Genomic DNA, 13,849 nt, shown 5'->3' on the forward strand with positions numbered 1-13,849 from the left:
CGTCACGATCGTCCTGGTGGCCGGAGTCAGCCTCGAGGTGCTGACACCTTGATCGTGCGCCGACGCGCGACGCGGATCCAATGGATCGGCCTAGTCCTCGTCGGGAAGTTCGGGTACCGCCGATCTCGGTTGTGACAGTACGGTTTCTACCGCAACTGCGACGAAACCGCCGCCGATGGCCACTATTCGGTTGGTCGATCGGCTCCAGTAGAGGGCCGAGTAGCTGGATTTGTCGTCGAACATTTCTGGGGGGAGGGGGATATGGGTACGGTCGTTCGGGAAGTAGAGGGCGCCGACGTTGCCTTCGTCGTTGCCGCCGAATTTGAGAAGGAGGCTGTCGTCCGGGCCCGGGCGGACGTCCATGACGTTGGTCCAGGCTTCGGCGTGCCGGATTGGCGTGCCGCCTCGATGGATCTCGTGCAGGTTGCGGCCGGACTGGTAGAAGAATCCGTCGGTGCCCGCGGGCGCCGAGGTGAAGTCGACGAAGGAGCGTTGTGCGGCCATCTCGAAGGTGCGCACGCAGCCGGTGCCCGCGGGGTCGAGTTCGTAGCCGTTGCCGTCCCAGATCAGGACGGTGCTACCGTCAGCCAGTCGCGCGGCCCCGGTGACCGGGCGGGCGGCGTCGCCGAGTGAACTCTTCACCACGGTGCCCGGTGTGATGCCCGGAATCTGTTCCCAGGCACCGGATTCCGTGAGCCACAGCGGGCCGGGCAGCGGGTCGCCGAGCTGCATGCCGCCGAATCTCAGCAGGTGACTCTTCACCTCGTGCAAGACCACGGGGTGCGTGCCGAGGAAGTAGCACTCGTGGGAGTAGAGGTCGGCCTCGTCCGGTCCCTTGGCCGGTAGTACCCGCGGTGCATCCGTGTCGCCGTCCACCAGGATCGGCCCGAACACGCGTGGACGTGCCTTGGTATCGACGGTGGAGTACGCCAGCCATCCGCCCTCGGGGGCCCGTGCGGCCGCGACCCAGAATTCTTTGCGCTGCAACGCCAATCGCGGCGGCCACGACTCGAGATCCCACAGTTCCACCTGCGGTGAGTTGCCGTCGCTGTGCGACATCAGGAAGCCGTCGACAATGTTGTCGAGCACACTCGCGATGGGCGATGCGGGTGCCGTCTCCACCGCTGCGGCAGTCGTGCCGTCGTTGCCGAGGTACTGCGCCCACATCAGTTCCGGATCGCCGGGGAACTCACCCGCCGCGGGCACCGCGAGATCCGTTGCCTCCCAGTATCCGAGCTTGCGATCCACCGCCGCGCGCAGCGTCGCCACGATCCCTCGGTACTTCCGCTGGGCCCCCTTCGGCAACGGCGCGAGCTGCTCCTGCACCCAGGCCAGCACCTCGGCGACATATTCGGCGGGCACATAGAGCCCCGTCGTATAGTTCCCGCCGAACCAGCCCGAGGAGAACCGTCCCCGCACCTGCGGATGCGCCGCAACCACATCGGCGAACAGCGCGTCCGGGGTGTACTCGACCTTCGGCTCGAACACCGCGTCCGGAAACACCCGTCCCGCTTCGAATGCCAGGCTCAGCGCCAACCCCCGCTCGTAGCGGTACGGCAGCATCGAGGCGCTGAACATGACCGCTGCCACCGACACGGCCTCCGCCGCCGCGTGCCCATCCGTCCCGAGCAGCAGCTCGCATACCTGCCGCCACACCTCCGCCGCTTTCGGATGCACTCGATCCAATGCGGTCGGCTCGGTCGAACTCCCGAGCAAGCGGGGCACGAACTGCTCCCTGATCGCGTCCTCGTCCACCAGGTGCAACGTGCAGTCGTATCCCATATGCCCTCCATCTCGTCCGCCGCCCCCATGCAACCACGCCGGTGCCCGAGCACCCAGAATTGGTGGCAGTCGCGGGCTGAGAATGGACTGTTGAAACGGTTCACCAAGACCGTCCTGGAGACGGCATCGAACGAGGAGATCACCGAGCATCTGGGCTTCGAGAAGGGCTAGGCCCCGACCGAGCCGCGACCAGTTCGGGTACCCGAAAAGTGCAGTCCAGCACCAGCATCGGTCGCATACAGTCGGTGAAGGTGCCCGACGCGATCAGCCGATGCGTCTGCTCACGCCGAGCGTCGTAATGCACCACATTGGCGAAGGAAGAAACCAAGACCATCATGGAACGGGCGCACGTCGCCGAACGAGTCGGTGGTACCCCCGGTGAGCCAGCGTCGATACTGCCGCACCAATTCACCTGGGTTGTACGGTCATTCGGTGGCTACGCCCACTCCTGGACTAGGCGAAGATCGCGTGCACTTGGTGGACGGCTTCCGCACCATAGGCCACCGCACCCACCGGAACAGCCCTGTCGATCGCCTCGATCACCAGCGCCGTCCACAGCGGACCGAAACCACCACACAGTTCGATCAACTGCACCCCCGACACCACCAACCGGCGGGCCACATCGAGCGCCTGCTCCGGTTGGTCTACACCCACGAAGACCGTCCTACAGCTCGCTGTCTCCACGACGGTCTCGCGGCTCGGATCACTGCCGGGCGCGGTGTATACGAAGCCCCATACGGTAAGTGCCATGCGCGGTCTCCTGTCGTGTGCGGCGGCGCCTCATCTGGACGCGGCTTGTCCGGTATCCAGCACAGCGGATGCGGCGGCACGCTGTCCACGAGGCAACTCCGCACGGGTCTGCGGCACAGGCGCACACGCCAGGTCAGCGGCCCATTCCCGGAAGCGCGCGGCCCGGAAATCACCGGCGTTCCAGGCCAGCGCATGCCGGATTCGCGGCGCGCCCTGCGCCAACGGCAACCAGACCAGCCCCGCTCCGACGGGCACATCCCAGGCGGGCCGCAGCCCGATCACATCACCGCCGTGCCGTAGTTCGGCCTCGAACAGCGCCCGCCTGGGCGCACCCTCCCGCACCGCCGCCGGACGCCAACCCGCGCGGGTCCACGCATCGCGCACCGCGTCGTGATAGCCCGGGGCCGACGCACGCGCGAACCACAGCAACGCACTGCCGTCCAGATCCGGCCACCGCACGGAATCCTGTCCTGCCAGATGATGGCCGACCGCTGCCACCACACCGAGTTCGGCATCCGCAACGGTGACGCAATCCAGGTCCGGCGAGTCGACCGGCAACAACAGCAACCCCGCATCCAGCACGCCGCCGCGAAGCCCCGTCACCTGCTCCGCCGTCTGCATATCAGCGACCTCGACCGCGCGTTCTCCGGCCACCCGCCACAGCATCGCCACGACATCCGGCGATACCCCAGGCGTGACTGCCAGGCGCAGCAGCCGCCTGCCACGCACCGACTCCTCCGCCCGCCGAGCCTCCGCGACGACCGCGCGCGCCCGATCGAACAGCCGTTCACCGGCGGGGGTCGGCGTCATCCCCGCCGATGTCCGCACGAACAGCCGCGTATCGAGATGCCGCTCGAGGCCGATAATCTGCTGACTCAACGAGGTCGGCCGGATCCCCAGCGCCTCAGCAGCGCGCGTCAGATTCCGCGCCTCGGCGACCGCCAGGAAGTACCGCAACTGACGCAATTCCATTTCCCGACGTTAGCCCACCGCCCGACTCGGAGTCGTAATCACCAGATCGATGTAACCGACCGATTGCCTCGATCGATAATCCCAGCGATCGCGTCGTCTCCAGCAGTGGCGCAGATTTGGGTAGTGCGCTGCCGTGGGTCGACGTCTATGACGAGTTGCCCCGGCTGAAGCACCATGCGAAGGCGGTCTTGGATGACCACACCCCGCCGCCGCGGACTGACTGAACTGGCCGCCGACACCGCGATATTGCCCACGCCCGTCATGGCCGAGAACACCGACCGCGCACCGATCTCCGCCCAGCCCCGGGCCAGCTCCACGCCAGAAAGCGGAGTGATCTCCGAGGGTTTCAGCAGCACGGCGGCACCAGCCAGCAGCGCCGGAGGCACATCGAAACCGGCGGTCATGATCGGGAAGTTCCAGGGATGATCACGCCGACCACCTAACCGAATTCGCGAAGCAGTCGATTGGCCATCTCGACTCGGGGACGTTTTTCAACCATCTTCTGTCGGATCTTTTCTGCGATGGCGAAAGAATTCTCTGGATCGCTCATTATCGTCGCAATCTCATGTCCCCAACGCTGTTTGGCCACCGTGAGGTTGCCGGTAACCGGAATCACGACCCTTTTCGCCAATTTTCCGGGAAGTAGTTCTTCGAGCAGTCGTCCCAATCCGCTCGAACGGCTGACCAGTGTCGGGGTTCCCTCGGCGATAGCCTCCAGACCAACGAAGCCGAAGTCCTCGAGGCTGGAGGGCATGACCACGAGAACTGGACGGCGCAAGTCGACTTGGAGTTTGTGAGTATCGGGGGTGAACGCACGTTGCTGGTCGACGGCTCGCGGTCGACAGCCCCACATGGCTGCGGCCCTCTGCACCGTAGGCGTCGAGAAAGATTCGGGCGCGGGCACCTTGGATGTCCTGTGATGACGAGACGTTGTTTTCTCGAGCGGCGGTGAGAGACACGAAACGGCAGAGCGCGTACGTCAAGGTCCCATGAGCGCGCGAAACCGTTGTGGCACACGACTTCCAGCGGTTCACGAGCAGGCCAGCGCCACCCGTCCTGCCACTGGGTTGCCACGTCGGCAGTGCCGTCATGGCAGCGCCTGAGCAGGCGGCCGGCCGTCACAAGTGCAGTCTCACTGGCAACATCGGGTGTCCACGGATAGTGCCCGACCTCGCCGTACAGGTAGGTGAAAACATCGCGGCCTCGGCCGTCGATCCCGAGCGGGTACGGTGCCCCATCTAATCCAGCGGCGTGGAGGTGGACCAGCAGATCATGAACGCGGCGGCTCCACGGCTGGTGTATTCGGCGGACGGTGTCCCCTATCCGTACCACGGGATCAGTGCTTTCCCCCATTCACGTGTTCCGCGTCCGATTCTTCAATCACGGTGTCCCCATCGGTCGACCGCGAGCCGCCCATGGAGGTAGCGAGCTGTGATGGCGATGCAATTGTGCAGCGGGTAGCGATTGCCATACGCGTCAACCAGGTTGGGCGCTACGACCGGCACGGGAGCTGCAGGGCCCCATGGCTGACGATCGCGATACCCTTGTCGGGATCGCCTGCAAGGCCAGGCCAGTCAGCGTTCACACACCCAGGACCGCAGAGACCACGGGCTACACGGATCCTAAGATCTGCGCGCTACGCCGGTCGACGATCTCGAATGGAAGTAGATCCACCTCGGCCCGGTCGTCGCCCGTGGGCCCGGCTCCGCCTCGAGCCGACCGGTGCGACATCAGGGCAGACCGTAGGCCAGCAGGACGTTGCCCGGTGCGCCCTGGGTGATCGGGTGCAAGTAGCCGGAGTTGGTGTATAACATGCCGTTCGAAATGACTGCGCCGTTGCCGTTGAGCGAGCCGCCGGTGCCCGGCACCAGGTTCACGGTCGTGTAGGCACCCAACGTATTCAGGTCCTCGAGGATCGCGCCGGTGTCGGCCGAGAAGACCCGCAGATGGCCGTCCACACTGCCCTCATAGACCAGACCGGGCGTCACGGATACCGCATTCGGCATGGCCCGACACTGCTGATCGACCAACTTGATGCCGGGCGGGCACAAGGTGGGCGGGTTCGGGGTGCTCCAGATGTGTGTGCCGTCGGCCGGGTTCAGGGCGAACAGAGTGCCCGGACCGGCCTGGTAAGTGGCCACGTACAGGCGTTTGCCGTCGTAGGCTGCACCCCACTGGATACCTTGCAGCGACTCGGCGCCCTGCACCGGCAGGGGCGTGGCTGGAGACGACAGCTGGGATTGCCAGATGATCGCGCCGTCCGTGGCGTCGAGCAGGTGGTAGATGCCGCTCTTCTGACCCGCGCCGACGACTCTGCGACCGTTGATGGTGAAGATGTTCGGCTGAGTGCCGAAGTCGTAGTCGTGACCGGGATTCGGGCAGTTCCCTCCTGCCGGTGGCGTCAGGCAGCGGACGTTCCATGTGTCGTTCGGGGTCATCTGATGGTTCCAACGAACCGCCCCGCTCCCCAGGTCCAGCGCGGTGATCGCTTCCGCCCCGTCGGGCGTGCCGGTGTAGGGGTTGCCGGAGGTGTAATACAGCGTGTTGCTCGCCGGGTCGATGGTGGGTGAGGACCAGACCGCCCCACCGCTGGGCGCTAATGCCGGCGTGCCCCCGGTCGGCTGCGGCTGCGGAATCGTGTAGTGCTGCCACTTGATACCGCCGGTCGTGGCATCGAGCGCTACCATGCTGCCTCGAAACGAGCAGCACTGGTAGGCGAGGTTGACCGCCTGGCCCTCCTCCTGACTCGCGGTGCCCACGTAGACCGTGCCGTTGTACACCATCGGCGAGCTGGTAGTGATCGCCCATCGGTGCTGGTCGAGTTTGGTGCTCCAGCGTTTGGCGCCCGTCGCGGCGTCGAGCGCCCACAGGTTAGCGGAGTTGTCACCGAAGTAGACGGTGCCGTCCACGACCGCGATCCCGTCGCGCAACCCGTACGTGGGAAGATTCCCGAGGGTGGTGTGGGCGTCGAACGACCACTTGGTGGTGCCGGTCTTGGCGTCGAGAGCGTACAGCTTCCCGTCTCGCCCGCCGACGTAGAGGACTCCGCCGACCACTGCGGGCTGACTGGATGCGGCTTCAGCGCCGGGGAAGGCGAACGCCCACTCGAGTTTCAACGAACCGACGTTGATGGGCGTAATTGCGGTTTCGTTCGGGTTGTATCGCGAACCGGTCGGGTCGAACTGCCACATGGGCCAGTCCCCAGCAGGTGCGGCCTGAGACTGCGCGGAGGCGACAGAGGTGAACAATAGGACTACCGCGGCGAGTGGAAAGGAAGCGCGAAGTCGTAGCTTTCGGAGCCCGGCTGGGAATGCGGCGAGAATGGCGGCGATTGCCTTGCTGTTCACGGTCGTACATCCGTTCACTAGCTGAATCCTCATTGACCCGCAGTAGATTTCGTCGCCACAGGTGCACCGATATCGTCTACTCGGGTCCTGACCGGTGTTCGGGAGCAGTGTATGAATGTTGTTGCTGTGCGGCAACTTTCTGGTTGCCGCCGCGGCCGGTCGGCACCTGGTTGTTGCGGTCAGGACGTTGTTGATGGCGGCCGGGGCGACCGTGTCGCGGTAGCGGTTGGGATTAACTCCGGTTGCTCAACGGAATTGCTTTCGGAAGTTGGCCGGGTCGCTGAGACCAATCAGGTGCGTTCGAGATGGACCTGCCCGGGAGCTGACGCAAAAGCCCACGCGGGTTGGGTCCGATCACAGTTCGCAGAACCGCCGTCTCCTGGCGATAGTGCTCACCCAGTCCGCGTCCGACAAGCCCGATAGCGTCGACAAGGGCTGTGACAACGGAATACAACGAATATCCCAGCACGATGCGTCTTTCGACGAGACTGTCGACTTGCCGATCAAGGGGACGTGGTCACGCCGTCAGGACGATTTTGCCTTGCACGTTGCCTTGCTCGACCAGTTCGTGTGCCTTGGCGGCGTTTTCGATTGGCAGCGTCTGCTGCACGTAGGGATGCAGTTTGCCGGACTCGACCAGCTGAGTGAGCGCCTCGAGCCCGACGACGTCGGGTTCGACGGAGATTCCGGCGAATCGAACACCGGCTGCCGCAGCCAGTTTCGGTAGGGCAGTGCTGGCCTTCTCTACCGCGGTCACGAGGATGCCGCCCTTGCGTAGGGTCGACAGCGAGCGTTCGGCTGTGCCACCGCCGATGGTCTCCAGTACGACGTCGACATCGCGCACCACATCGACGAAATCGGCGGTGCGATAGTCGATTAGCTTGTCGGCGCCCAATCCGCGCAGGAACTCGTGTTTGCCTGCGCTGGCGGTTCCGATCACGAAGGCGCCGCGGGCCTTGGCGATCTGAACGGCCAGGTGTCCCACACCCCCACCGGCTCCGTGGATCAGAACCCGCTGCCCCGCCTGTAGTTCCGCGATATCGACCAGCATCTGCCATGCGGTGAGCCCGGCCAACGGGAGCGCGGCGGCCTCAGCATGAGTCAGACCCCTCGGTTTACGCACCAGCTGCCGTGACGGAGCGACCACGTACTCTGCGTATCCACCTGCCGCCTTGGGGAAGTACGGCATCCCGTACACCTCGTCCCCCACCCGGAACCGGTTGACGCCGGGATCGGCTTCTTCCACAACGCCGGAGAGGTCCCAGCCCAGGGTGAACGGTGGCTGCCCGATCAACGGGAAGGCACCGGAACGGATGATCGGCTCCACCGGGTTGATGCTCACCGCCTGCACCCGCACCAGCACCTCGGTCGCACCCGGCACCGGCCGGGGAACCTCGGCGACCTGGAGCACCTCCGGACCTCCGAACGACTGTTGCGCGATCGCGCGCATTGCCAAACCTCTTCTGCATCAACGACTCTTGCTTCCGGACCCGGATTTCCCGGCCCGGAGACAATCTTGGGCGCTGACGAACTTGTTGAACAGTACGCACTCTGATGGTATATACGCACCTTATGGGTACTACCTCTGATCTGCGATTTTATGGTGGAGCTGACGCGTATCTGGCGAAGTGTCCATCGCGCACCATTCTCGACGTCTTGGCCAACAAGTGGACGATGCTGGTGATGGGTGCGCTGGCCGACGGGCCTGTGCGTTTCGGTCAACTACGGCGACGCCTGGATGGAATCACCCAAAAGATGCTCACCCAGACATTGCGCAACCTGGAGCGCGACGGCTTGATCACCCGCGCGCTCTATCCGACAGTGCCGCCGCGGGTCGAATACTCCGTAACCGAGCTGGGTCGCAGCGTTCTCGGGCTGCTGACCTCGATCCGGGTGTGGTCGGAGGTGAACATCAACGAGGTACTCGCCGCCCGATACGCCTACGACGAACGAGTAGAACACGACCCCGAACCAATCACCACAGCCTCCTGAATCACCAAGCCGGCCACGGACCATGCGGCGGATCCCCGAACATTCGAGGCGATTCGGCTCGGGCTGGTCGATATCGGCGTCGTGCAGTACGCCGACCCAATCGACGGCCTCGTACTACGACCGGTAGGGACAACACCGCGGGTCGCGGTCGTGCCAGCCCTGGTCGCGCAAGTCGGCGAGGTTGGAAGTGCCGGTCGGCCACTGGTATTCGTGCTGGGCATCGCGAATCAGCCGCCCGTGGCGCCCGTCGTCTCCAGCTTCGAAGCCGACACCATCTGGTCGGCAATGCGTTCTGCGCCGACCAGTTGGCGCGTGACGCGCGTCGATCATCAACGATCCACCGACCCCGCAGGTCATGTCTTGGATGTCACCTGCCGCGCACCAACCGGCTTGGTGCGCCGCTGGGGCCCTTCGGCCGTGGGATGGATTGGATCGGTTAGCGTTGGGCCCACCGATTCAGTCATTGTCCGAACCATTCCTTATAGGGCCGTTTCCGCTGGTAGGGCGGTTGCGGCCCCGTTGTTGTCGGGTCGGGGCAGGCCAAAGACCGGGCGGAGCCGGCCGGGCAACCAGTGGCCTGCGGGCAGCCCAACGCCTACCCCAGTGCCGCCCAAGCGCTCCCGGGCAGGCTCGGCATCCGCGCGGCCTGGCGGCCCAGCGTGATCGCCGCGGTCCGCACCGCCGAGCCGAGCGTGGAGACGTCCACCTCGCCCAGCTTCGTGCTGATCGATAACCCGGCGATCGGCTTGCCGGTACGGTACGCGACCGGCGCGGCCGCGCAGGCGACGCCCGGCCCGGATTCCTCGGCCTCGTAAGCGATTCCGGTTTCGCGGATGGTGTCCAGTTCCTCGCGTAGCCGCCCCGCGTCGGTGATCGTGCGCGGCCCCAGCGGCCGCAGCCCGGCCGCGACAACCCGGTCGATGGCCTCGTTGCCTGCGAAGGCCAGCAGCGCCTTGCCGACAGCTGTGGCGTGCGCAGGCAGTCGGCCACCGACCCGCGAACCCAGCGGCGGGGCGGTGCGGCTGCGCAGCTTGGTCACGTAGACCACGTCGGTCCCGTCGAGCACGGCGAGATGCACGGTCTGCCGGGTCGCGCTGCGCAGGTCGGACATGCTGGCCAGGGTCAGCCTGCGCAGTTGCTGCGGTCGGGCGGCCCGCTCGCCCAGTTCGAAGAATCGCAATCCGATCCGGACGTCCTGCCCGGCGGGCTCGAGGAACTTGTACTCGACGAGTTCCCGGACGATGCGCGAGACGGTCGACGCGGCCAACCCGGTCCGGCGGGCGAGTTCACGGACGCCGAGCCCGTCGTCGTCCGGCTCGAACGCCTCGAAGATCAGCGACACCCGCCCGATCATGGACGGCGGGGTGTTCCGCTCACTGGCACACATGCTGGTAACTCTGGAGGTCAGGACCGCAGGATGTCAACCGACCACCAGCCATCCCAGGGAGATCTCACGTGAGCGCACAGCTCGGCCCCGGCGAGCGCGCCGATGCCGCCCGCCTACTGTTGAAGGCCTACGAATCCAGGGTGCCGGTCCGTCCGCTGACCGCCATCCATCCCGGCCTGACCGTCGAGGACGCCTACGACGTGCAGCTTCGCCAGGTCGCGGGGTGGACTGCGGCGGGGCGGAAGATCGCTGGGCACAAGGTCGGACTGACCTCTGCGGCGATCCAACGGCAACTCGGGGTCGACTCCCCCGACTACGGCCACCTGTTCGCCGACATGTTCTACCTGGACTCGCAGCCGATCACTGCGGGCACGTTCCTCAGCCCGCGGATCGAGCCGGAGATCGGCTTCGTGCTGGGTAAGCCGCTGACCGGTCCGGGCGTGACCGTCGCCGACGCGCTCGACGCGATCGCGTACGCGGTCGCGTCCCTGGAGATCATCGACTCGCGGATCGCGGACTGGAAGATCACCCTGCCCGACACGATCGCCGACAACGCGTCGTCCGGCGGGGTTGTCCTCGGTACGACGCCGGTCCCGCTCTCCGGGCTAGACCTGCGCACCACCGGGATCGTGCTGCGGCGCAACGGGCGGATCGTGCAGACCGGCGCGGGTGCCGCAGTTCTCGGCTCGCCGATCAATGCCCTCGTCTGGCTGGCCAACACCGTCGGTGCGCTCGGCGTGCGGCTGGAAGCCGGTTCGATCGTGCTGCCCGGTGCGCTGACAGCCGCCGTCGATGTCGAGCCCGGCGACACCGTCACCGCCACCTTCGCCCAGCTCGGCAGCGTCACCGCGACGTTCGCCGCACCGTCCGAGGAGGACTGAATGTCCCGACCCACCGCCGCGATCGTCGGTCCAGGCAACATCGGCACCGACCTGCTGGTCAAGCTCCAGCGCAGCGGGGTATTCGACGTCCGGTACATGGTCGGAGTCGACCCCGCCTCCGACGGCCTGGCCCGCGCCCGCAAACTCGGCGTCGAGGCCACCGCCGACGGCGTCGACTGGCTGCTCGCCCGCCCGAAGCTGCCCGACGTGGTCTTCGAGGCGACGGCCGCGAAACCGCATCTGGCCAACGCCCCGCGCTACGCCGAGGCGGGCATCCGCGCGATCGATCTGACCCCCGCAGCCGTGGGCCCGTTCGTGTGCCCCGCGGTCAATCTCGGCGCGCACGCGGATGCGCCGAACATCAACATGATCACCTGCGGCGGCCAGGCCACGATTCCCATCGTGCACGCGGTCGCCCGGGTCACCGAGGTGCCTTACGCCGAGATCGTCGCGTCGATCTCATCCCGCTCGGCCGGGCCGGGCACCCGCGCGAACATCGACGAGTTCACCGAGACCACATCGCACGCCATCGAGTCCGTCGGCGGAGCGGCCAAGGGCAAGGCGATCATCATCCTGAACCCCGTCGAGCCACCGCTCATTATGCGGGACACAGTGTTCTGCGCGATCTCGCCGGACGCGGACCAGAACGCGATCACCGAGTCCATCCACGCGATGGTTGCCGAGGTCCAGGCCTACGTGCCTGGCTACCGCCTCAAGTCCGACCCGCAGTTCGACGACGCCCGGGAGCTGTGGCACGGCCAAGCCCGGGTCGCCGTGTTCCTCGAGGTCGAGGGAAACGGCGACTACCTCCCGCCGTGGGCAGGCAACCTCGACATCATGACCGCCGCCGCAGCCAGGGCGGGCGAGCTGCTCGCCACCGGCGCGGCCCAGACGATGGAAGTGATGCCGCGATGACCGCCGTGCACCTCACCGACACCACCTTGCGCGACGGCAGTCACGCCGTCCGCCACCAGTTCACAATTCCCCAGGTCCGCGCGATCGCCGGGGCGCTCGACCGGGCCGGGATCGAGGTCATCGAGGTGACCCACGGCGACGGGCTCGCGGGGTCCTCGTTCAACTACGGGTTCTCCAGGGTGCCCGACATCGAACTGGTCGCCGCCGCGGCCGACGAGGTCACCCGCGCGAAGATCGCCGTCCTGCTGCTGCCCGGGGTCGGGACGGTCGCGGACCTGCGTGCGGCCGTCGACGCCGGTGCGAAGGTCGCCCGCATCGCGACGCACTGCACCGAGGCCGACGTCAGCATCCAGCACTTCGGCGCGGCCCGCGAGCTGGGCCTGGAGACCGTCGGGTTCCTGATGCTGTCGCACCGGAACTCGCCCGAGGGCCTCGCCGAGCAGGCCCGGATCATGGCCGACGCGGGCTGCCAGTGCGTCTACGTGGTCGACTCCGCCGGCGCCCTGCTCCCCGACGGTGTCACCGACCGCGTCACCGCACTGGTGCGCGAACTCGGCGACGACGCCCAGGTCGGCTTCCACGGCCACCAGAACCTGTCCCTGGGGGTGGCGAATTCGATCGCCGCGTACCGGGCCGGCGCCCGCCGGATCGACGGGACGCTGCGCGCGCTCGGCGCCGGCGCGGGCAACTCGCCCACCGAAATCCTGGTTCCCGCGTTCGACGCGCTCGGCGTGCACACCGGTGTGGACAGTGAGCTGATCCTCGCCGCCGCGGAAGAGGTGCTTGCGCCGATCGTCCCGCGGATGCCCGTCGCCGATCGTGCCGCGATCGTGCAAGGCCGCTACGGCGTCTACAACTCGTTCCTGCTGCATGCCGAGCACGCGGCCGAGCGGTACGGTGTGCCCGCGTACCAGATCCTCCGGCGGGTCGGCGAGCGCGGTTACGTCGGCGGGCAGGAGGACATGATCATCGACGTGGCGATCGGGCTGCGGGACGAGCTCGGCATCAAGGAGAACGCATGACCTGGGACATCGACACCGCCGCGGCCGCACTGCTCGAGGCGGAGCGGCAACGGCGCGACCGCGGCCCGCTGACCGACGAGTGGCCGGAGCTCGACCTCGACACCGCTTACCGCGTGCAGAAACGGCTGATCGAGAAGAAGGTCGAGGCGGGCGAGAAGGTCGTCGGCGTCAAGCTGGGCCTCACCTCCCGTGCCAAGCAGGAGCGAATGGGCATCACCTCGCCGCTTACCGCGGTGCTCACAGACGGCTACGTCCTTGCAGCCGACGTTCCCATCCCGCTCGACGAACTCATCCACCCGCGGGTGGAGCCGGAGATCGTGTTCGTCATGGGCAAGCGCCTCGAAGGGCCCGGCATCACGGCGGCCACCGCGCTCGACGCCGTCGAGAGTGTCCACGCCGGGCTCGAGGTCATCGATTCCCGGTACATCGACTTCAAGTTCACTCTGCCCGATGTCGTCGCGGACAACGCGTCCTCCGCGCGCTTCCTGGTCGGTGGGAAGGCGCTGTCGCCGAAGAACCTCGACCTCGCACTGGAGGCCTGCGTGCTCACGGTCAACGGCACCGTCGTCGACAGCGCCACGGGCGCGGCCGTGCAGGGCCACCCAGCGGAGGCGCTCGCACTGGCGGCCAACGCGCTGGCCGCACGCGGCGAGGTGATCGAAGCCGGGCAGCTCGTGCTGACCGGCGGCCTGACCGACGCGGTGTTCGTCCACGCAGGCGACCAGATCGGCGCGGAGTTCACCAGCCTCGGCTCGGTTTTCGTCACCGCCGCCTGAGCAGGCGCCTCGATCACGGGACCCG

The 13,849-nt window shown here is 66.7% G+C and carries 13 protein-coding genes; 5 read left to right on the plus strand and 8 right to left on the minus strand.

Annotation, left to right across the window (positions count from 1 at the left end; genetic code table 11):
• Window positions 1-90 precede the first annotated feature (90 nt).
• The 7 genes from NA5_RS31505 to NA5_RS31535 form a co-directional block, all read right to left on the minus strand.
• Window positions 91-1,782: a hypothetical protein gene (locus NA5_RS31505; protein ID WP_062992657.1), complete on the minus strand. Its 1,692-nt coding sequence runs from the start codon at window positions 1,780-1,782 to the stop codon at window positions 91-93.
• 453 nt (window positions 1,783-2,235) lie between these two features.
• Window positions 2,236-2,532, minus strand: coding sequence for a DUF6506 family protein (locus NA5_RS31510; protein ID WP_062992659.1), 297 nt, complete (start codon window positions 2,530-2,532; stop codon window positions 2,236-2,238).
• A 30-nt stretch (window positions 2,533-2,562) separates the two neighbouring features.
• Entirely contained in the window at window positions 2,563-3,504 is a 942-nt protein-coding gene (locus tag NA5_RS31515) for a LysR family transcriptional regulator (protein WP_063813712.1), read from the minus strand.
• A 38-nt stretch (window positions 3,505-3,542) separates the two neighbouring features.
• Window positions 3,543-3,908: an aldehyde dehydrogenase family protein gene (locus NA5_RS43335; RefSeq protein ID WP_062992661.1), complete on the minus strand. Its 366-nt coding sequence runs from the start codon at window positions 3,906-3,908 to the stop codon at window positions 3,543-3,545.
• Between the two features lie 35 nt (window positions 3,909-3,943).
• On the minus strand, window positions 3,944-4,408 hold the full coding sequence (locus tag NA5_RS40835; protein WP_157110739.1) for a glycosyltransferase family protein: 465 nt from the start codon (window positions 4,406-4,408) through the stop codon (window positions 3,944-3,946).
• An 826-nt stretch (window positions 4,409-5,234) separates the two neighbouring features.
• The gene (locus NA5_RS31530; RefSeq protein ID WP_218020200.1) at window positions 5,235-6,851 is read right to left on the minus strand and encodes an outer membrane protein assembly factor BamB family protein; all 1,617 of its coding nucleotides are present in this window, start codon (window positions 6,849-6,851) and stop codon (window positions 5,235-5,237) included.
• Window positions 6,852-7,368: 517 nt separating this feature from the next.
• Window positions 7,369-8,301, minus strand: a complete 933-nt coding sequence (locus NA5_RS31535) for an NADP-dependent oxidoreductase (protein ID WP_062992666.1) — start codon at window positions 8,299-8,301, stop codon at window positions 7,369-7,371.
• Between the two features lie 206 nt (window positions 8,302-8,507).
• On the opposite strand from NA5_RS31535, the gene NA5_RS31540 reads away from it, so the two are divergent.
• On the plus strand, window positions 8,508-8,843 hold the full coding sequence (locus NA5_RS31540) for a winged helix-turn-helix transcriptional regulator (protein WP_307188890.1): 336 nt from the start codon (window positions 8,508-8,510) through the stop codon (window positions 8,841-8,843).
• Window positions 8,844-9,438: 595 nt separating this feature from the next.
• Here the strand turns inward: NA5_RS31540 and NA5_RS31545 are convergent.
• Window positions 9,439-10,230, minus strand: a complete 792-nt coding sequence (locus tag NA5_RS31545; RefSeq protein ID WP_062992669.1) for an IclR family transcriptional regulator — start codon at window positions 10,228-10,230, stop codon at window positions 9,439-9,441.
• A gap of 68 nt (window positions 10,231-10,298) precedes the next feature.
• Here NA5_RS31545 and NA5_RS31550 point away from each other — a divergent pair, with 68 nt between their 5' ends.
• From NA5_RS31550 to NA5_RS31565, 4 genes are read left to right on the plus strand one after another with little or no spacing between them, the layout of a single operon-like run.
• Window positions 10,299-11,111, plus strand: a complete 813-nt coding sequence (locus NA5_RS31550; RefSeq protein WP_062992670.1) for a 2-keto-4-pentenoate hydratase — start codon at window positions 10,299-10,301, stop codon at window positions 11,109-11,111.
• Entirely contained in the window at window positions 11,112-12,026 is a 915-nt protein-coding gene (locus NA5_RS31555) for an acetaldehyde dehydrogenase (acetylating) (RefSeq protein ID WP_062992671.1), read from the plus strand.
• Window positions 12,023-13,048, plus strand: a complete 1,026-nt coding sequence (gene dmpG, locus NA5_RS31560; RefSeq protein ID WP_062992672.1) for a 4-hydroxy-2-oxovalerate aldolase — start codon at window positions 12,023-12,025, stop codon at window positions 13,046-13,048. Before NA5_RS31555 ends, dmpG begins: the two co-directional genes overlap by 4 nt.
• The gene (locus tag NA5_RS31565; RefSeq protein ID WP_062992673.1) at window positions 13,045-13,824 is read left to right on the plus strand and encodes a 2-keto-4-pentenoate hydratase; all 780 of its coding nucleotides are present in this window, start codon (window positions 13,045-13,047) and stop codon (window positions 13,822-13,824) included. Before dmpG ends, NA5_RS31565 begins: the two co-directional genes overlap by 4 nt.
• Window positions 13,825-13,849 lie beyond the last annotated feature (25 nt).

The sequence above is a fragment of the Nocardia anaemiae NBRC 100462 genome (genome assembly GCF_001612725.1).
GTDB lineage: Bacteria > Actinomycetota > Actinomycetes > Mycobacteriales > Mycobacteriaceae > Nocardia > Nocardia anaemiae.